This is a genomic window from Argonema antarcticum A004/B2 (assembly GCF_023333585.1).
GTDB classification, from domain to species: Bacteria; Cyanobacteriota; Cyanobacteriia; order Cyanobacteriales; family Aerosakkonemataceae; genus Argonema; species Argonema antarcticum.
Genome location: NZ_JAIQZN010000020.1, coordinates 56563 through 77434, shown reverse-complemented (window position 1 = coordinate 77434; position 20872 = coordinate 56563). Strand labels below are relative to the sequence as shown.

The window sequence follows — 20872 nt, the reverse complement described above, 5'->3', positions numbered from 1 at the left end:
CTATAAGAGCGCTAAAGCGCAACAACGTACCCATTATCAATTCCGAACAAGAAGCAACTTAAGTTACCAAAGCACTCAGCGCTCAGCAGTTTGCTACACTACAAACTCGTTCTAAGCTATGCTTGCCAAAGTAGTCACAAGTCAGTTCCACAACTGCCAGCAAACAACAAAAAGCCATGAAATTCGTTTGTGAGCAGAATGACCTCAATACCAATCTCTCATTGGTCAGCCGTGCAGTGCCCTCTCGGCCAACACACCCAGTGTTGGCTAACGTTCTCTTGAGTGCCGATGAAAATTTGCAGCGAGTCAGCTTAACTGCATTCGACCTCAGCCTGGGAATAAAAACAAGTTTCGCAGCTAAAGTCGAAAACAGCGGTACATTAACACTACCAGCCAAGCTGCTCAACGACATCGTGTCGCGTCTGTCGAATGGCGAAATTACGATCGACGATGACGCCGGAGAATTCGTAGCCACCATAACCTCATCTTTTGGACGCTACCAAGTCCGAGGGATGGAAGCAGAAGAATTTCCAGAACTGCCTGCAATAGAAGATGGGCAAACAATTTATCTCGCACCCGACACATTAATTGAGGGATTGCACGGAACTTTATTTGCCACAAGTGCCGACGAAACAAAGCAAGTTTTAACAGGCGTTCATCTCACTGGTAAAAAAGATGGCCTGGAATTTGCCGCCACAGACGGACATCGACTCGCAATGGTCGAAACCGTTCATCAATTGCCAGAAGATGGCGCGGATGACGACGATCGGCTAGAAAGTGAAATAGAACTAAACGTCACCGTTCCAGCGAGAGCCTTGCGAGAGGTAGAACGCATTTTAGGAATGCGCCAAAGCCCAAACACAGACCAGTCCGCACCGCTAGTTAATCTTCGCTTCGATAGCAGTCAGGTGGTGTTTGAGTGGGGCGACCAACGCCTGACTACGCGGCTACTGGAGGGACAGTATCCAGCATACCGCCAGTTATTGCCAAACGCATTTATCAGGTCTATTACCCTCGATCGCAAACAGTTTTTAAGTGCGATCGAGCGAATTTCTGTTTTAACTGACCAGAAAAACAACATTTTTAAAGCCAATCTGGACAGTGTTAACCAGAAACTCACTTTGTCGGTAGAAGCTAAAGATGTAGGCAGCGGACAGGAGTCAATTCCGATCCAGTTTATTACTGGAGAAGATATCGATATTGCTTTCAACGTTAAATACTTGATGGAAAGCCTGAAAAACCTGAACACGCAAGAAGTCCAAATGGATCTCAACCACGGTCTGAGCCCTGTAGTACTGAAACCGCTAGGAGGCTCGAAAGCTACCCACTTGATCATGCCAGTACAGCTACGTTAATAATTAGGGACTAGGGACTAGGGGAAGAGAGGTCAGTTGTCAGTCGTCAGTTGTCAGTTGTAATTCTCTCCCCCACTCCCCTTTTTGACTTTTGACTTTTGACTTTTGACTTTTGACTTTTGACTTTTCCCTATGCCTTCCCAAGTTGTCGAAATTTTATCAGCACAAGAATTGCGTCGCACGCTGACCCGCATGACCACCCAGGTGATCGAAAAAGCCCGCGACCTCTCCAAACTAGGACTGGTGGGAATTCATACCAAAGGCTTTCCCCTAGCCCAGCTAATGGCCCGCCAGATTGAATCCCTCGAACAAGTAGAGGTGCCGGTGGGGGCGCTGGACATTACTTTTTATCGAGACGACCTCGATCGCATTGGTCTGCGAACTCCGGCCAAAACCGATATCCCATTTGATGTATCTGGCAAAACAATTGTTCTCGTAGACGATGTAATCTACAAGGGAAGAACCGTTCGCGCCGCACTCAACGCAGTCATAGAGTATGGTAGACCAGAAGCGATTTGGTTAGCCGTACTCGTTGACCGAGGTCATCGAGAATTGCCTATTCATCCCGATTTTACGGGCAAACAGCTGCCAACCGCTAAGGAAGAACAAGTTAGGGTTTATCTCCAGAATATTGATGGACGGGATGCCGTAGAGTTAATCAAGTCCTGAGTTTTCACTTTTGAGTTGTGAGTTATTGCTAAAACTGATATGCAGATAAATATATGAGTTGTAGATTATGACGGAAACACAGGCGCGAAAAGCAGATCATCTGAGGATTTGTCTTGATGAAGACGTGCAATTTCGGCAGACTACTAATGGCCTGGAAAGATATCGCTTTATTCACAGTTGTTTGCCAGAATTAAACTATGATGAAATAAACATAAATACAACTTTTTTTAATAAAAAAATCTGTGCGCCGCTGCTGATATCTTCAATGACAGGTGGAACAGCACAAGCTGCTCAGATTAACTATCGTCTGGCTGAAGTGGCGCAGCATTACAAAATAGCAATGGGTGTGGGTTCTCAGCGGGTAGCGGTGGAAAATCCCCTGGTAGCCGAAACTTTTGCAGTACGAAGTGTCGCGCCGGATATTCTCCTCTTTGCTAACTTGGGAGCGGTACAACTAAATTATGAATATGGTTTGGCAGAATGTCTGCGAGTAATTGATTTATTAGAGGCAAACGCGCTAATTTTGCATCTAAATCCCTTGCAGGAGTGCGTTCAAACAAAAGGAGACAAGAACTTCAGCGGATTGTTACAGAAAATTGCTATACTTTGCAAAAAGCTGCCAGTGCCAGTGATTGCCAAAGAAGTCGGGAATGGAATTTCAGCTGCGCTAGCGCAGAAGTTAATTGATGTAGGTGTCGCCGCGATCGATGTAGCCGGTGCGGGAGGAACTTCTTGGGCTAAGGTGGAGAGCGAACGGGCAACAGAGGCCCAGCAGCGACGGTTGGGAGCAACTTTTGCAGACTGGGGACTGCCAACGGCTGAGTGTATTACGAGCATTCGTGCAAATGCCCCCGATGTTCCCCTGATTGCCTCTGGAGGACTGCGTAATGGCTTAGAAGTGGCGAAGACACTTGCCCTGGGTGCCGACATAGCCGGTATGGCATGGCCGTTTCTGCAAGCGGCTGCGGAATCAGAAGATGCTTTGCACGGTTTGGTTAAAGTGTTAATAGCAGAAATTACGACAGTATTATTCTGCACCGGCAATGCAACGCTATTTGACCTAAAACAATCCGGATCGTTGCAGAAATTAGTATAAAAGTTAAAGGTCAGGAGGAAAAAAACTCAAAGCTCAAAACTCAAAACTCAAAACTCAAAACAATTCTGATATGCGAGATTTCTTTAAACACACCTTTGCCACTGTCTTAGGTTTATTAATTTTCTTGGGTTTAGGAACTGGCGGACTAATTTTAATGGTTATCTCCGCTACCAAAGATACAGAACCACAAGTAAAAGATAAGTCGGTATTAGTTTTTGATATGTCTGTGAGAATTAAGGATACGAATCCCTCATCAGGCACGGGAGAGCTGATACAGAAAGCAGTATCGGGTCAAGATAACGATGAAACGATCGCCCTCCGTACCGTCCTGGATGCGATCGAAGCGGCAACCAAAGATAAGCGGATAGTAGCAATCTACTTAGATGCCTGTGGAGAAACAGCAGGTAAGGTTGCAGGTTTTGCAACGCTCAAAGAAGTGCGGCGGGCACTGGAAAGATTCAAAGCTGCGGGCAAAAAAATTATTGCCTATAACGTTGACTGGGATGAACCGACATATTATTTGGGCTCGGTAGCAGACACCATCGTGGTTAATCCTATGGGCATAATGGAAATGAACGGTTTGCGTTCGGAAACTATGTTCTTGGCGGGAGCATTGGAAAAATATGGGATTGGCGTTCAGGTGATCCGGGTTGGCAAGTACAAGTCTGCCGTTGAACCATTTTTAGTCAAACAGATGAGTCCCGAAAACCGGGCACAGGTTCAAAGATTGTTGGAAGATATTTGGGGCGAATTCCGTGTGTCGGTAGGGAAAAGTCGCAAATTAACTCCGCAGCAAGTGCAAGCGATCGCAGATAATCAAGGTTTGTTACAGCCAGAACAAGCTCGCAAAAGCCGTCTGGTCGATAAAGTAGCCTATTTCGATGAAGTCGTTGCCGACCTCAAGCAGCTAACTGGGAATGACAAAAACGATAAATTTTTCCGGCAAATTAGGCTGAGTACTTATGCCAAGGTTGCGGAAAAATCGGTGCTACAAAAGCGGCAATCTGAAAACAAAATTGCCGTTGTCTACGCTGAGGGAGAAATCGTCACTGGCGAAGGTAGCATCAGGCAGGTGGGAGGCGATCGCTTAGCCAGACAACTGCGCCGAATACGGCTCGATAATGACGTTAAAGCAGTAGTTCTCCGCGTCAACAGTCCCGGTGGAAGTGCTACGGCATCTGAGGTAATCCAGCGAGAAGTTCGCCTCACTCGTAAGCAAAAGCCGGTAGTAGTTTCTATGGGCGATGTTGCAGCTTCTGGTGGCTACTGGATTTCTACCTATGCTAACCGGATTTTTGCCGAACCCAACACGATCACTGGTTCGATCGGCGTTTTTGGACTCCTGATGAACGTGCAAAAGTTAGCTAACGACAACGGCATCACCTGGGATGTAGTAAAAACAGGTCGATATGCCGACGCTCAAACTATTTCCCGTCCAAAGACAGCTCAAGAGCTAGCTATTTACCAAGGGTCTGTTAATCACATTTACTATCAATTTGTGGCCAAAGTGGCAGAATCCCGCCAGCTGCCCCAGAACAAAGTGCAAGAGATTGCCCAAGGACGAGTTTGGTCAGGTTTAGCAGCGAAAAAGATTGGCCTCGTTGATAATATTGGTGGCATAGATAGTGCTATTAATTATGCTGCAAAGATAGCAAAGCTGGGTAATGATTGGGAATTAGAACAATATTCCAATAGTCGCAGCTTGGAAGAACGGCTTTTGAAAAACCTACTCAGCAGTACGAACATCACTAGCGAAAACGCTAACAAAGCATTTCAGTTCGATCCGCTGACTATCACCTACGAACGACTGCGGGAGGATTTAAGCATTTTGGGAAGTATGAATGACCCATTAGACGTTTATGCTCGTCTGCCCTTTAATTTGCGAATTGATTAGGGACATAGGCGCGGGGGAGCAGAATCTAGCCCATGTTCCCTACAGCGCCAGAAAGAGTAAAAGAGCTTGAAAAAAAAGCAATCCGATTTGTGGTGTAGGGACTAGGGGAAGAAGGGTTTGGTGGAATTAAGAATGTCTTAACCGCCCTGGCGGTTGCTATACTGTATCCCTTAGTCTTATCGAACAAGTAGTTTCACAAATTGCATCTATCTATGGATAGAAAAAATAATAGCCCTACGGATAGAAAAGTAAATAGTTATGATGTATCAAAAAGTTATATGCTCTCCTAATATCAGTTATCGATAGCTAAAAAAGGCAGTTTTTGCTGTTTGATGGCAGGAAAAATTCCGAGAAATGACAATGGTGCGCTACTAGCTATCGATGCGCTAGGAACAAACAACTATAAGAACACAGGCACCATGACCACATTTTGGGGAGCTGCTTTCAGACTGAGTTCATTTATTGTGGGATTTACCTTGTTGGTAGGCAGTAGCGCTTTTGCTGCCGAGGAAGCTACTGTTGAAGCAGATGCCTACGAGACAAATGCAGACATCACCAGGATTACTCTTCCCGAACTTGTTAAGCAAGACTTACAACAGAGGCAGCCTTTAGATCGGGTGACTTCTGTTTCTCAGCTTGAGGATGTGCAACCAACAGACTGGGCTTTTCAAGCTTTGCAGTCTCTGATAGAGCGCTACGGTGTAGTTGTTGGCTATCCAGACGGTACATTCCGTGGGAATCGAGCCATGACACGCTACGAATTTGGTGCGGCTCTGAATGCCGCATTGGTTCGCATCAACGAGATAATAGATGCAGGGTTGGCTAAGCAAGTACGAGAAGAAGATTTAAGGAGTTTGCAGCGTTTGCGATCGGATTTTGCTTCGGAACTGGCGACTGTGGGAAATAGGGTAGACAGGCTAGAAGCAAGTACCGCACGGCTGGAGGCGACCCAGTTTTCTACTACAACCAAGCTGAACGCCATTGTCACTTGGAATATCGCCGCAGCTATTGCTGGTGGAGATGTGAAAGTTGAAAGAATCGATCCGCAAGATGTTTTTAGTGCAGCTAGGCGGGGGGCGGATGGACAACCGATCGCAACTTTAGTCAGAGACGATCCCAACCCGACTTTCAGCTATATTGCTGGCTTGTTTCTCACCACTTCCTTTACTGGTAAAGATTCTCTAGTAACGACTTTGGCTGCGGGAAATGGCAATTCGCCTGCGAATGTATATACATCGGCTGGGTTGTTCAATACATTTGGTATTCCCGGCACCGATTTTACTCCCAGTGCGATCGCCAACCAGCTCACCTTACTAGAAACGTTCTACTCCTTCCCACTGAATGATTCCCTGCAAGTGGTCGTGGGGCCAAAGTTTTTCTGGTTGCGCTACTTCGACACCAACGCTTTCACATCCATTTTTGGCAAAGGTGCCGGTGGCTATAACACCTTTGGCAGCACTTTCGCTCAAGACTTAGGACGGACTACAGGCGCTGTCTTACTTTGGCGTTTTAACGAAGAGTTAGAATTCCGTGTAGGTTATACCACAAATGCCGATGGAGCGAACCCAAACAGAGGCTTATTTAATGGTTCTCGCGCCCTCACGTCTCAGTTGACCTACTCACCCAACTCCAATATTAATCTGAGATTACTATACGATCGTTCAAAAATTGAGCCAGTGGACGGACAAATTAGAACCAGACCGATCGTCGGTATAGCCGATGATGGCTTCGGCGGTGCGTTGGAAAATGCTACAGGTAACGTTTTAGAAGCTAATTTTGATTGGTTGGTTACTCCGAAGTTTGGTATCTTCGGGCGCTATTCCTACGCCAGTACCCACTTAAACCCCGCCAGAGATGACATAAAAAGCGGGAATATCAGGGCGCAATCTGTTCAAATCGGTGTAGCTTTCCCCGATCTCGGTAAAAGAGGAGCATTGGCGACGCTATCTTATGTCATACCTTTCGATATTTTAGAAGGCCGTCAATTTCTCGTCTCTGGAGGCGGTGATGGTGGCACGCAGTACGACATTGAAGCGACTTACTATTTTCCGCTGACCGATAACATTGCGATTATTCCAGCCTTTTACATGACCGGGAACGCCAACAACTTTAATGATAACCCGACTATCTTCTCTGGGGCTGTGCGATCGCAGTTCAACTTCTAACTCAAGTTGCTCGTTACTTCGATTGGGTACGTAGTTGCGCTTTAGCGCTCTTATAACGCTAAAGCGCAACTACGTACCTGTTTCTACCAGCCTTAATGATATAGCTAGGGGCTAGAGAAAGCCAGATTTCCCCCCAAAGTTGGGGGGTTAGGGGGGCAAAAAAGTTGGGGGGTTAGGGGGGCAAAAAATGGTTGTAACCTCGCACGGTACACAGCAGTTAGCTGTTTCCACCAACCGCTAACTGCTCATTGCCATATTTGAAGATTTGATGTTAAAATAAGTGAATACACTGAGTCAATACAAAAACAACACTCTTCGCCACGTATATTAATAAGTAAATTTAATCGTTGGCTGAAAAATACTGGCAGGGGTTTTAGGCAAAATTACGGTTAGAGGAAAATAAAAATATGAATCTGAGAATTATAGCTACTACAGTACTGCTGAGCGCAACCCTTGGTTTTGGTTTGGTCACTACCGTTAACGCTGAAGATCGTCCGCAGGTTCAACAGTTGCTGCAAACCAGACAAGGCGCGGGATTGAACCTAAGTGGCGTTAACCTCAGTGGTGCTGATTTGGCAAACGTCGATCTCAGGGGTGCTAATCTCAATGGTGCCAACCTCAGCCGTGCCAACCTTAGCGGTGCTAATCTCAATGGTGTCAACCTGAGCAATGCTAACCTCGATAGTGCCAATCTTGATGGTGCTAATCTATCCGTCGCCAATCTAGTTAATGCCAGCTTTAATGAAGCCACTTTGATTGGAGCTAATTTGAATTCAGCTAACCTCAAAGGCGCTGACATGATTAGCGCCAACTTAAAGGATGCCGATTTGTTTAGAGCTAACCTGAATGCAGCCAATCTCAGAGGTGCCAACCTGTTTAAGGCAAATCTGAATGCTGCTAATCTGTTTGGAGCCAACTTGTATGGCGTCAGAGGCGCAAATTTGACTAATGCAGCGGGAGTTCCTCGCTAGCTGCACAACGCCTGCATTAGCTGGAATTGAAGTACTTAGCATGGGCTACCAACCTTGCATCGAGACAAACCTCACCCCCCAACCCCCTCTCCTTCCAAGGAGAGGGGGAGAAATTATCCCCTCCCCGCAAACGGCGATAATTTCCTACATAGGGTAAAAGCCTGCACATAGATCCCTTTGGAGAAATTCTCCCCTCCCCGCAAACGGCGATAATTTCTCCCCTCCCCTCCCCCGCAAACGGGGAGAAATTCTCCCCTCCCCGTAGACGGGGAGGGGTTGGGGGTGGGGTTCTACTTGGCATTAAGCCAGGGGTTTTTGCTAGTAGCGTCGGGTGCTTTACAAGATACCCATCGGTACAGCCACAAAATTAGGTATTTTCTTGGTTGCACATTTTCCGCTTTTGCTGATCGATCGCAATCAGTTTTGCGATCGAAAACTTATGCAACAAATAATTTCGCTGATGATAGCGGAGGGCTGAGTTTGGGAAAACTAGATCTCAAACCAGGAGTATAAAAGCGAAAAATATGAAACTCAACACTTTAGTTAGTCTAGCACTACCACTCACAATAAGTTTTGCGACTGCGGTTAAAGCTGAAAATCCCGTTCACGTTAAACGTTTACTGGAAACTAAACAATGCCAGAATTGCGATTTAAGTGGGGCGGATCTGCTGGGTGCGGATCTAAGTAAAGCTGATTTGAGAGGGGCAAACTTGAGTAATGCTAAGCTGGGTGGCGCTAACTTATTTAATGCCAATTTATCTAATACTAATTTAGATCGTGCTAATTTGATTAATGCTAACTTATTCGATGCCGCGCTAGTAAGTGCAAACTTGAGTAATGCTGATTTGAGTAATGCCAACCTAAGTTCGGTTAATTTAACTGGGGCTAATTTAAACGGGGCTAATTTAAGTAACGCTAATCTTGGTGTTGCCAATTTGATTGATGCTAACTTAACAAATGCCAATTTGACTGGGGCTAATTTGATGGATGCCAATCTAAATGGTGCTAGCTTGCATCAGGCTAATCTGGTGGGTGCGAATCTGAATAATGGTAACTCGCGTGAAGCTAATGTAGCGGGTGGTATCCGCATCAATTGGTCTGATTTAATAGGAGTTAGGAAATCCAGTTTGCGATAGCTGTGCAGTATTTATTTGCTTGGGTGCATCCATTACGATTTCCAATTTGAGATGGTTGATTTGTATAGAATTATAGTCTACTTTAGCTGATATCTTGCACCTGCTTTCGTCACCCGCCTGCGATTCAAATCGCAGGCTAATAGCGAAAGTCCACTAAAGTGGACTGAAGAATTTAATATTTCAGTCGGTTTTAACCGACTTTCGCTATTAGCCAGGGGTTAAAACTCCTGGCGGATCGTTAGGGATAGCAGAAAATTCGGATCGCACTCCCCCTTATTCTTCACCTTCCTTTCTTTCTGCAATCAAAGCTTGCACCAAATGCCAAAGAAAGAAACAAAAACCAACACAGAAACCTGAAACAGGATCGAACCATCCTATAATATTAACAATCCCAAATTCCCCCACTTGCGAACTAACCAAAATCAGCTTTTGGTTTATAAATTTTGTTTGTGGCTGAATGTCAATACTTTGATGCTGCGAATAACTCACGAAAGCCAACAAAATGGAAAGCTGAATTTCTGGACTTTGAGAAAGGATCGCTTTCAATAATTGGGTACTCATTTGTGTATTTCCAAAATTATGATCAACACGACTAAATCCATTAGACAATAGCTTTTTAAACAATAACCCACTATATGCTATCGATAAGGTATCAACAAAGTATCAAAAGGTATCAAAATGAATTTTATGGGCAATTTGGCTAATTTCAGCTATAATGTTGTCAAGGATTATGTAGAGCTAATATGCTGTCTTGGGATGACTTTCTGAAAAAAGTAGCTGATAAGCATGATTTATTTGACGGCGATGATAGAAAAGCTTTTCTGGCAAAGTTTGCTCAAGAAAGCCTAGACGAATCTAAGTCAGATGCACAAGTAGCTACCAGTTTAAATATCAGTGAAGTCACCTTACAAAGAAGGTTGGGAAAGGTGTATGAAGCTTTTAATCAAAGTTGTCCTAATCTTAAATCCGACAAAAAAGGTAAATTCCAGACATTACGAGACTGGTTAAAACGTGAATATGGGAATTATCAGGAACCGAGTAACCTGACAATTGACTGGCGCGATATCTGCAACAAAGTTTTAGCAACTCAACAACTCCGCCGCCAAGCAACAGCACAACAATATGAATTAAATATTTACGTTACATTGGGATTAATGGAACGTCCCAAAACACCAAATCCCAGAAGAAACCCCACTGGGGAAGATTCCCAACCGCAGGAAGAACCAGAACGGCCAATCGTCCAAACTTATAAAGATGACGCTTTTTTCCAGAAAGTTATTGCCGAAAATCACACCGAAAAACGCAAGCATATTGCGATTATTGGCGAACCGGGTGCGGGGAAAACTACACTGTTAGGAGAATTGGCGAAACGGTTGCCGAAAAATTCCCCGCAATTTCCCATTTGTATTCGATTGGCAGATTTACGCGATAGCACAATTGCCGATTATTTACTCAATAATTGGCTTTCAAAAGCGCTGCAATTTATCGATTTTGATGCGGAAAATGTCACGCCAGAAATCAGAAAATCATTCAAGCAACTATTCGCAACAGGTAAAGTGTGGTTGCTGTTGGATGGGGTGGATGAAATGGCGGCGACTTCTCCTATCGAGGCGTTCGCGAGAATTCGGGAACAACTGACTGACTGGGTGGGTAAGGCGCGGGTGGTGCTAACTTGCCGTTTGAATGTTTGGGATGCGATGATTAGCAATCCGCTAACGGATTTTGATACTTATAAAACTTTGCCATTAGAACCGGATGATGTGGATGAGTTTATTCGCCAGTGGTTTGAAGAGGCGAGTCAGGATGAGAAACGGCGCAATTCTGGCAATGAAACTTTTTGTAGAGAACAGGGAAAACGCTTAACAAGACAGTTAAAAGAACCGGGAAAAGAGCGAATCAAAGAACTGGTACGCAATCCCCTGCGGTTGTCGATGTTGTGTCAGTCTTGGTGCGTACCCGAACAGGAATTGCCGGAAACGAAGGCGGCACTTTATGAGCAGTTTACCACTTATTTTTTTGAGTGGAAACAAGAGGAATTCCAGAAGAAGTATCAGCGGGTATTAACAAAAACGGAGAAAAACAAAATTAAAAAAGTTTTAGCAAAATTGGCTTTAGCGGCAATGGAAAGCGCTAATAGTTTTCGGATTGAGGAAGATTTTGCCATTGACCAGATGGAGGAAGAGTGGTTTAATTTAGCAGAGAAATTGGGATGGTTGGTTTTAGTTGACAGGGATATCCGTACCAAAGAGCCTATTTATTCGTTTTTACATTCCAGTTTTGAGGAATATTTTGCGGCTTTGGCTATTGATGAAAACGTTAACTATTGGGATTTTTTCTTACCTCGCAACCATATTAATCGTCCTGTTACTGGCAAGCGTTATCGCATTTTCGAGCCACAGTGGAAAGAGGTAATTTTGCTTTGGTTGGGGCGACAAGAGGAAGGGTTAAGGAAGCATAAAGAGGAATGGTTAAGGAAGCATAAAGAGGAATTTATTAAAATAATGGTAGAGTTCCAAGATAAATGCCAAGATTTTTATAAAAAGCGAGCCTATTTCCTAGCAGCCCAGGGAATTGCGGAGATGGGTGATTTTGATATGAGTACCAAGATTGTTGAACAACTCGCTGCTTGGAGCTTTGATAATTCTAACTTACTGTGGCAAGAAGCAAGAAAAATACTTGAGCAAACACACAGAAGAAAAGCTATTGTTGTTTTACAAAAATTGTTAGAAAACTGTGAAAACGAATCTACTTCTGTGGAAATTGCTTATACTTTGGGGCAACTTGAGCCGAATAATAAATCTGCTATTAGGCATTTGGAAAACCTATTGGAAACCAGCAAGAATAAACTGTTATGGCAAGTGGCATATAATTTAGAAAAAATTGATAACGGTAATCCAGATGCTATTACTGCTCTTTTTAAATTATTACAAAACAGTGAACATGACGAAATTTCTAAGCAAGCAGGTTATACTTTGGAAGAAATTGGTAAGGATAATCCAAGCGTTGTGAGTAAATTAAAAGAATTACTATCGAGTAGAAGTGTAAAAATTCGTAACAGAGCAGTTGATGTACTGTGCAATTTAAACAAAAGCGATCCAGATATTATCGCTTTTTATATAGAAAGATTAGACGACTCTAAATCTAACTCTAGTCGCTGTGTCATTGCTCGAAATTTAGGAGAAATTAATACAGTCAGTCAAGATGTAGTTAATGTACTAAATAAGCTTTTAGATTCCAGAGAGTCAGAAGCTACCCGGATTAGAGCATCTGAAAGTTTGTCAAAACTTAAGTCAAGTAAGCCAGAAAATGCTATTGCTGTGTTAAAAGAGATAAGCTATAACAGCCAAGATTATATTAACAAATCTTGGGCTGCTAGGGTTTTAGGAAATTTTGATGATGCCAAGCAAGATGCTATTGAAATTTTAAAATCCCTTTTACACAACAAACATCCTAAAGTTCGTCGGTTGGCTGCTAGTGAATTGGTGGAATTAGACAAAGGTAATCTAGATGCAATTGCGGTGCTAATACAGCTTTTGTTAACTTGTCAGGAATATGAAGAAATCCAGCGAATCACTAATATTTTAAGAATCATTGGCAAAGAAAATACTGTTGTAATTGATGGTCTACTCCAATTAATGTACAATCGGCAAAATGATGATCGGGTTGTTCTTTTAGTAGCTAGTAGCTTACTTAAACTTGCTCCTAGTCATCAAGATGCCATAAATCCTTTATCTGTCTTATTGAACACCTGTGAAGATCAGATTATGCAATGGCGAATTGCTGATACTTTGTTGGAGTTAGACAATAATAATAAAAATGCTATAGATGTCTTAACCGAATTGTTGCCTACTTGTAGAGATGAATCACTTATTATAGATACTATTATTAGCTTAGGTAAAATTAGCAAACATAACCCAAATGTGGTTGAGACTCTAATAGATATTGTATCTAATACTAATAATGAAAATATCTTTTTAGTAGCTTCTTCTTTTCTTCGTTCGATTAAGGATTTTAATTCGCTTAAAAAGATAGTTTTCAAGCTAAAAGGTAATCTGAAAGAACAAATTTATAAAAATCAATATAAACATTATAATGAATGTTATGAACTTTTATGGTATTGCTCCCAAAATCTGCCCTACCCCGACTTCTATCAAGCTTGGCACCAAGACACCCTTATCAACACCGCAACAGCAAACCTCAACATAGCAAACTTACCCCAAGTCCTTGCCGAAGCTATTAACAATAAACCCGAATTATGCAGCAAAGTAAAGCTTATTTGCATCGACACACACCAAATCATCGACCCCGAAAACCCCGCCCCAGAAATTTACGACCTGATGCTAAATCAAAAATGTCCAGAGTGGCAGAATGGGTATCCAGAAACAATGCAAAAACTCAAACTTTATTGGAATTACCTGCGCCGCATTAGCGAAATTCCCCTGTTTTTCATCTGCTACGATTCCACAGCACTCTCAACCACACCCACAGGATTTAGCCTTCCCTTCCTGACAGCTTTGAGCAAATTTGATGGCGCGATTTGTGTAGTGACCTCTCCCCCCAACCCCCTCTCCGCAACGGAGAGGGGGAGTAAGAATAATTCCCCTTCCTCCGTTGCGGGGGAAGGGGTTAGGGGATGGGGGTCTTTGCAAACATTTTCACCGAGTCAACCGAATTTAATTGCAGATATTGTCGGTTGGATGAGAGAGAAAATGATCGAAAATTTGTAGGGTCTGGAGGGAGATTTGCTTGCTAAAATTAAATCAAAAACCACTGATTAATTTGAGCGACTTTGCTTTGGACAAACTTCAAAAGCTAACTGAGAACCATAGAAACAAACATCAAATTCAGAAAAGAAATTCAAATATCCTAAAATCACAGGAACATCATTAGCTCGCGTCCATGCAAAAGCAAAGTTTACCGGAGGAAATCGACCAATTGTAGATGATATAAGCAATCCACGCGCTTCCAATCTAGCCAGATTACCAGCTAAAGGAATCGAAAGTGTTTGCTCCTCCCAAACTACTCCCAATTCCAAGCCGATTTCATAAGGCAAAACATTTACTGTAGATCCGGTATCCAACAATGCTAATACTTCCAAAGAACGACCTTGATAAGTAAGCATTAGCGGTAGATATGGAACCCAGTAAGATACACCAAACTCATCAAATTTTTGAATAAAAGGGAATCTTTGTCCATCACGCATTATTTGCTCTTTTGTCTTCCTCTAGCAATTTTGCTAATGTATGGGCAGCTTCAAACGAATTATACAGGGTGACGCTAGCAAAAGTTGGTTTTTGCTGTGCTGCCTCTTCTTCTTTCGCTAATTCCGATGCCAAAAACTCGATCGCCCGTAACTTGTCAGCACGGGGTAATTCTTGTAACTTTGGTAATAATTCAGTCAAAATCATTGAATTAAGTATTTAAGTAGATATAAGATAAGATTATAACGCCTACAAGCTAAAAGTTCAACTACTTAACCGAATATCCGATATAATTAAACTAATAGCTCAAGTTGCTCGTTACTTGCACGCTGGGTATGTTGTTGCGCTTTAGCGCTTTTATAGGAACTTGGATAAGAGCGCTAAAGCGCAACAACTTACCTAATACCAGCCTCGATTATATAACTAGCAACTTGCGTTATATGAAGAATATTGAACACGCATTTTAGATATGTTGTTGCGCTTTAGCGCTAACGCGCAACAACTTACCTTTGTACGATCGGGCCTTCTCGTTATCGGCAAGACCTCAGATAACTGCCAGATACATAACCACGAACTGGGCCAGTGATTCGTACCCAACCATTAGACCGATATCCAGTAATCCAGACACGAGTTCCGCCGTACAATTTGCCAACAATACGACCACCAGGAACGCGACGGACATTCAACCGACCGCCATTTGTACTAACGCGGCGACAAGTTGTTCCAGCGCTAGCAATCTCATATCCACCTCGGTTATAATAAGTAGTTACTTCACGCTCATAACGAACGCTGCGAGCAACTACTGAACTAGCATTCGCCGCAGATGGAAAACTAAACCCAGTCATGCCAACGGATAATAAGGCCATGACAGCCATAGATTTTAAGGCTTTCAACACTTTCATCTCGCAAATTCCTTCTCTACGTAAAAGAGTTAGATTGAAACATTCATTGCGCTTACTTTTCCACTGCTTACGCATTAGAAACAGGATGGTTTTGGAAAAAATATTAGTTTTTGCTAACCTTGTAGAAAAACCGGATTTCTACAAGACTGTTGCGTAAGTCTTATTTTTATTCTGCAAAATGCGATCGCGCTTTGGCAGTACCCCCGCAGGGTAGTCCATATAGGAAAGTGCTGAGTGCTGAGTGGGGAGTGCTGAGTGTTGACGCCCATAATAAAACTTCTCAGGTATGTTGTTTTGCTTCAGCACTATCTTAAAGAGCGCTGAAGCGCAACTACATACCAAATATTTAACTACCAGTAATAGGTGGTGGGTTTTTAGCTTGTAGGGAGTTAAAATGTAATTTACTCAGCACTCAGCACTCAGCACTTTATGGCGAGTCCTCGCGTTCTCTCTGGCGTCCAACCAACGGGCAATCTTCACCTGGGTAACTACCTGGGAGCAATTCGTAACTGGGTGGAAGGACAAAGCCAGTACGAAAATTACTTCTGCGTGGTAGATTTGCACGCGATTACAGCACCTCACGATCCAACCGCGTTAGCGGAAAATACTTATAAAATCGCTGCTTTGTATTTAGCTTGTGGCATCGATCTGCAATATTCGACTATCTTCGTACAATCCCATGTTTCGGCTCACAGCGAACTGACTTGGCTGCTCAATTGCATTACACCGATTAACTGGCTGGAAGATATGATTCAGTTTAAAGAAAAAGCAGTTAAGCAGGGAGAAAATGTCAATACTGGTTTGCTAGATTACCCGGTGCTGATGGCGGCGGATATCTTGCTATACCAAGCTGATAAAGTGCCGGTAGGGGAAGATCAAAAGCAACATTTGGAACTCACCCGCGATATTGCCAATCGCTTTAACCATCAATTTGGTAAGAAGCAAAAAATCCTCAAATTGCCAGACCCCCTGATTCGGGCAGAAGGCGCTAGGGTAATGAGTCTGACTGATGGGACTCGCAAAATGTCTAAGTCCGACCCTTCAGACCAAAGTCGGATTAATCTGCTAGATAAACCAGAGGAAATCCAATACAAGATTAAACGCTGCAAGACAGATCCCATTCGCGGTTTGACGTTTGATGACTCGTCACGACCGGAAAGCCGGAATCTGTTAACTTTGTATATGATTCTTTCTGGTAAAACGAAGGAAGAAGCAGCGGCAGAGTGTGCAGATATGGGTTGGGGTCAATTCAAGCCTTTGCTGACAGAAACGACGATTTCTGCGCTCAAACCGATCCAGGAGAAGTATCAGGCAATCATGAACGATAAGGGCTATCTGGAGTCGGTGTTGCGCGAGGGAAGACAAAAGGCGGAAGCGATCGCTAACAATACTCTAGCTCAAGTTAAAGCCGCACTTGGTTTTTCCGCACCTCTCTAAAAGCAATACCGAAAAATCGGAGCGCAAATCAGACTAGACGGAAGGATGAACAATGAACGATAAAGGATGAAGACACTCATCCATCAGATCAATGCTCAACATCCAATACCCAACACTCTTGACCTCTTTCCGCACCGCAGTAGAAGCTGGTGAATTTCTAATCACCGCAGAAGTCGCGCCACCCAAGGGAGGCGACCCAATCCAGATGGTAAAAATGGCGCAACTGCTCAAAAAGAGAGTTCATGCTATCAATATTACCGATGGCAGCAGAGCGGTGTTGCGGATGTCTCCCCTGGCGGCGTCGGTAATTCTGCTGCAACAAGGGATTGAGCCAATTTGTCAAGTAGCTTGTCGCGATCGCAATCGCATCGGACTGCAAGCCGATCTCATGGGGGCCCACGCCTTGGGTATCCGCAACATCCTAGCCCTGACTGGCGATCCCGTCAAAGCTGGGGATCATCCCGACTGCAAAGGCGTGTTCGACTTGGAATCGGTGCGTCTGCTGCAAGCGATCGACAAAATGAATCGCGGCTTGGATTGGAACGAAAAACCCCTCACAGATGGCGCTACCGACTTATTTGTCGGTGCAGCAGTCGATCCCCAATTGGCGAGTTGGTCGGGCTTGCAAAGCCGCTTTGAGCGCAAGTTACAAGCAGGGGCGCAGTTTTTCCAAAGCCAGCTAATTACCGACTTCGATCGCCTAGAAAAATTTATGACTCAAATAGCCGCAGGCACAAATAAGCCGATTTTAGCGGGGATTTTTCTGCTCAAATCCGCTAAAAACGCTGAATTTATCAATCGGTGCGTCCCTGGAGTCAACATTCCCCAGCACATTATCGATCGTTTGGCAAGTGCAACAGATCCGTTAGAGGAAGGAATTGCGATCGCAGCCGAACAAGTCAAATTAGCACGTCAAATCTGTCAAGGCGTCCACATGATGGCAGTAAAGCGCGAAGACTTAATTCCCCAAATCCTCGATCTGGCTGGAATTCCACCAATAACTAATTAGTGAATATCGAAGTAAAAGTATGATTGAGGTAGTAACTAACTACAGTAGGTAAAAAGAGCAATGGCTTTAGAACCCTGTAAAGAGTGCGGCACTTTAAACAGCACAGAAGCAGAAATTTGTCTTGCTTGTGAGTATCCAACTAAAGGCCGAGTTCGGTCAAATTGGTTCAAGTGGATTGCTATTTGTCTCGCTTTGCTGTTTGGTCTGCCTATTCTCATAGAAGTAATCCAAGTGGTTAACAGGCAAATAAACCCTCAACCATCGCCGCCTTCTAGACCCACTAGCCCCCCTAACCCCCCAAATCTGGGGGTAACAGGAGCTTACGCCCCCCAGATTTGGGGGGGCGAAACAAGAAATATTGCTTAAGTCCTGTTAACTTAAAACCGAAACGTTAATTCCCCAATGCTAAGCGCATCCGCGCCGCTTCGCGAACGCCTAAAAAATGTACTTTACTCAATCGTAATATCAAGTCCGGGAGCATCGGTTACCTAAAAAATTCGTCTTCTTATTCTTATCTGCGTTCATCTGCGTTCATCTGTCTTCATCTGCGGTAAAAATTTAACCAACGATGACAACAGACAATTTCCCGATATCACTCTTACACTACCGATGCAACCGGACACGATATAAAGCGCTAGAATAGGTAAATTTTTGCTCTATCGTCTATTTACCCAAAAATAACTATGGAACTAAAAAACTTTCGCACTGTTGTTACCAAACTCAAAACGCAAACAATTTTACTATTGTTTATTTTGGCCTTAGCTATCAGTACGATTGCGGCAGAATTACAGGTAGAAACCCCAAGTGGGTTTGAAACAAATTTGCTCCCATTTAGGAGCATTACCTATGCTGGGCAATGTCCTGGTGTAGGTTTCATACCAGAACAACTCAAAGCTCGGTTCAAATCTAGCTCAACTACACCCGCACCTGGGAGAAAAGTGAAAATCATGAATGTAACTGAGGGGATGGATGACGATCCCTATCCTTATACAAATAGAAAATATGATAAAGGTCAATTTTCTGAAAGATTAGATATGGCGATCGCCAAGAAACATCGCACTCGCACCTTTTCGGTGATAGAGGGAGACAACGAGTTTAAGTATGAAGTTTCTGAGAATAACGCTATTATTGAACAAGACACTTTTACCGCTAAAGTGGTAATTAACGATGGGGGAGTTGTAGAACGAAATCAAATTTGCACCAGCAGGTTGGAATGTCAAGGTTCTGGGGAAAACCGCAAATGTCGCACTGTTAGATCTTGCTCATGTCCTTGATAGTAACGCCGGTTAAAGGAGAAACTGCCAGTGACCAACTCAGAGACGCCAAACCAAGCAACAAATAAGACACTAGATACTCGCATTTCGGAAGTAACGGTTTATAGCGATCGCGCACGAGTGACGCGCCGATGTGCTGTAGAACTAAGCGGCGCAGAACGTCAACTGGTAATTACAGGATTGCCAGTAATTCTTCAACGCGAATCAGTGCGAGTGACAGGTGCGGGTACAGTAGCAGTGCGACTATTGGCAGTAAGGACCGATCGCATCTATGCCACCGAACCCGTCGCTGAAAAAGTAGCCCAGCTAACTCAACAAATTCAGGAAATACAGGAGCAAAAACGCACTATCAAAGATGTTTTGGCATCTTTGCAATTACAACATAAATTTATCCAAGAATTGAGCGAAAAGTCAGTCGATCGCTTTTCCAGAGGACTTGCCAAACAACAAGTAGGACTAAATGAAACTAGCGAATTACTGAACTTTTTGGGACAAAATTATAGCGAGTATGCCACAACAATTGCCCAGCACGAAAAGGAACACCACCAGTTAGAAAAACAACTCCAAGTACTTTACCAGCAGCTACAGCAAGTGCAAACACCTCTTCCTAAAGAAAGTTTTAGCATAATTGTTGCGATCGAGCCATCTGGCGCTGGTAATTTCGACTTAGAACTTTCCTACCTTGTCACTAATGCCAAATGGACTCCTCTCTACGATTTGCGAGTCAATACTACAGCAAACATCTTAAATCTCAGCTATTTAGCTGAAGTTCAACAAAACACTGGCGAAGATTGGTTGGGTGTTTCCCTCACCCTTTCTACAGCTAAACCAGGATTGGGAACACTACCACCAAAACTCGATCCCTGGTACATTGATTCTATTTTCGACCAACCTGAACTTTTGCCTAGTGCTAAACCGCGTATGCTTCTGTTGAGTAGGGAAAAATCAGAACCAAATCTTTCCCTCCTCAACGAGAACATACTTCTAGATGAAAGTCAAAGACGTGCTGAAGAATCACAATTTTCACCTCCAGTACAAGCTGAAACTGTCGCAGCAGTTGCTTCCACATCTGGCGGTACAGTCACATTTCAAATAGGCGGGAACAGCGACATTCCCAGTGATGGAACCCCGCACAATATCACTATTTTCAACGATAACTATTCTTGTCGCAAAGAGTATGTCTCAATACCTCGCTTAGTTAGCTTCTCCTACTTACAAGCGAATGTTACTAATCCACCAAATGGTGCCACACTGTTACCAGGAAAAGCTAATATCTTCCGCGATGAAACTTTTGTCGGCACAACCCAACTAGAAAACGTTTCACCCGGTCAAGAATTCAAAATTAATTTAGGTATTGACGAAGGATTGAAGATCGGTCGCGACTTGGTGGAACGAAAAGTAGATAAAAAGATCATATTCGATCGCCGTCGCACGACTTACGGATATCGGTTAAAGATTGCCAACTTACAAGACCAAGAAACCACTTTGAAACTGACAGAACAATTGCCAGTAAGTCGAAACGAACAACTGAAGGTGCATTTAACTCAAACTAATCCTAAAATTCAACAAAGTGAGATGGGTTTGCTGGAATGGTCGCTAACTCTACCGCCGCAGTCAAAACAGGAAATATATTATCAATTTACAGTTGAGCATCCCCCTTCATTAAAGGTAGCGGGTTTGGATGTATGATATCATGTCCGGTCGATTAGCCATAGTTAAATATTTGGTATGTTGTTGCGCCTCAGCGCTCTTTAAGATAGCGC

The 20872-nt window shown here is 43.6% G+C and carries 17 protein-coding genes; 12 read left to right on the top strand and 5 right to left on the bottom strand.

The annotated features are described in order from the left end of the window. The first annotated feature begins 176 nt into the window (after positions 1–176). From dnaN to LAY57_RS11565, 7 genes are all read left to right on the top strand, one after another. A complete protein-coding gene (gene dnaN, locus LAY57_RS11595) occupies positions 177–1355 on the top strand; it encodes a DNA polymerase III subunit beta (RefSeq protein WP_249066627.1) in 1179 nt (392 codons plus the stop codon). A gap of 132 nt (positions 1356–1487) precedes the next feature. Further along, complete coding sequence (gene pyrR, locus LAY57_RS11590) at positions 1488–2024, top strand: bifunctional pyr operon transcriptional regulator/uracil phosphoribosyltransferase PyrR (protein ID WP_249066624.1); 537 nt, start codon at positions 1488–1490, stop codon at positions 2022–2024. Positions 2025–2091: 67 nt separating this feature from the next. Then, the gene (gene fni / locus LAY57_RS11585) at positions 2092–3120 is read left to right on the top strand and encodes a type 2 isopentenyl-diphosphate Delta-isomerase (RefSeq protein ID WP_249066622.1); all 1029 of its coding nucleotides are present in this window, start codon (positions 2092–2094) and stop codon (positions 3118–3120) included. Between the two features lie 70 nt (positions 3121–3190). Beyond that, positions 3191–5014: a signal peptide peptidase SppA gene (gene sppA / locus LAY57_RS11580; protein ID WP_249066621.1), complete on the top strand. Its 1824-nt coding sequence runs from the start codon at positions 3191–3193 to the stop codon at positions 5012–5014. A gap of 332 nt (positions 5015–5346) precedes the next feature. Next, entirely contained in the window at positions 5347–7179 is a 1833-nt protein-coding gene (locus LAY57_RS11575) for an iron uptake porin (RefSeq protein WP_249066619.1), read from the top strand. A 407-nt stretch (positions 7180–7586) separates the two neighbouring features. Further along, positions 7587–8150: a pentapeptide repeat-containing protein gene (locus LAY57_RS11570; protein ID WP_249066616.1), complete on the top strand. Its 564-nt coding sequence runs from the start codon at positions 7587–7589 to the stop codon at positions 8148–8150. Positions 8151–8674: 524 nt separating this feature from the next. Continuing rightward, positions 8675–9286, top strand: coding sequence for a pentapeptide repeat-containing protein (locus LAY57_RS11565; protein ID WP_249066614.1), 612 nt, complete (start codon positions 8675–8677; stop codon positions 9284–9286). 273 nt (positions 9287–9559) lie between these two features. On the opposite strand, the gene LAY57_RS11560 is transcribed toward LAY57_RS11565, so the two are convergent. Then, a complete protein-coding gene (locus tag LAY57_RS11560; RefSeq protein WP_249066612.1) occupies positions 9560–9847 on the bottom strand; it encodes a hypothetical protein in 288 nt (95 codons plus the stop codon). Positions 9848–10029: 182 nt separating this feature from the next. Between LAY57_RS11560 and LAY57_RS11555 the strand changes: the two genes are divergently transcribed. After that, positions 10030–14013 carry a HEAT repeat domain-containing protein gene (locus LAY57_RS11555; protein WP_249066610.1) on the top strand — a complete coding sequence of 1328 codons (3984 nt, stop codon included), beginning with the start codon at positions 10030–10032 and terminating at the stop codon, positions 14011–14013. Positions 14014–14060: 47 nt separating this feature from the next. On the opposite strand, the gene LAY57_RS11550 is transcribed toward LAY57_RS11555, so the two are convergent. The 4 genes from LAY57_RS11550 to LAY57_RS11535 form a co-directional block, all read right to left on the bottom strand. Further along, positions 14061–14489 (bottom strand): pepsin/retropepsin-like aspartic protease family protein, encoded by a 429-nt coding sequence (locus LAY57_RS11550; RefSeq protein ID WP_249066608.1) that lies wholly within the window; start codon positions 14487–14489, stop codon positions 14061–14063. Next, complete coding sequence (locus tag LAY57_RS11545; RefSeq protein ID WP_249066605.1) at positions 14482–14694, bottom strand: hypothetical protein; 213 nt, start codon at positions 14692–14694, stop codon at positions 14482–14484. Before LAY57_RS11545 ends, LAY57_RS11550 begins: the two co-directional genes overlap by 8 nt. Positions 14695–15017: 323 nt before the next feature. Beyond that, positions 15018–15389, bottom strand: coding sequence for an SH3 domain-containing protein (locus LAY57_RS11540; RefSeq protein ID WP_249066602.1), 372 nt, complete (start codon positions 15387–15389; stop codon positions 15018–15020). A 138-nt stretch (positions 15390–15527) separates the two neighbouring features. Beyond that, a complete protein-coding gene (locus LAY57_RS11535) occupies positions 15528–15695 on the bottom strand; it encodes a hypothetical protein (protein ID WP_249066601.1) in 168 nt (55 codons plus the stop codon). A gap of 123 nt (positions 15696–15818) precedes the next feature. Here LAY57_RS11535 and trpS point away from each other — a divergent pair, with 123 nt between their 5' ends. The 4 genes from trpS to LAY57_RS11515 all read left to right on the top strand — a co-directional run bounded on the left by trpS (position 15819) and on the right by LAY57_RS11515 (position 20798). After that, positions 15819–16826: a tryptophan--tRNA ligase gene (gene trpS, locus LAY57_RS11530; RefSeq protein WP_249066599.1), complete on the top strand. Its 1008-nt coding sequence runs from the start codon at positions 15819–15821 to the stop codon at positions 16824–16826. Between the two features lie 118 nt (positions 16827–16944). Beyond that, on the top strand, positions 16945–17835 hold the full coding sequence (locus tag LAY57_RS11525; RefSeq protein WP_249066651.1) for a methylenetetrahydrofolate reductase: 891 nt from the start codon (positions 16945–16947) through the stop codon (positions 17833–17835). A gap of 683 nt (positions 17836–18518) precedes the next feature. Then, positions 18519–19109: a hypothetical protein gene (locus LAY57_RS11520; protein WP_249066597.1), complete on the top strand. Its 591-nt coding sequence runs from the start codon at positions 18519–18521 to the stop codon at positions 19107–19109. A gap of 30 nt (positions 19110–19139) precedes the next feature. Continuing rightward, complete coding sequence (locus LAY57_RS11515) at positions 19140–20798, top strand: mucoidy inhibitor MuiA family protein (protein WP_249066595.1); 1659 nt, start codon at positions 19140–19142, stop codon at positions 20796–20798. Positions 20799–20872 lie beyond the last annotated feature (74 nt).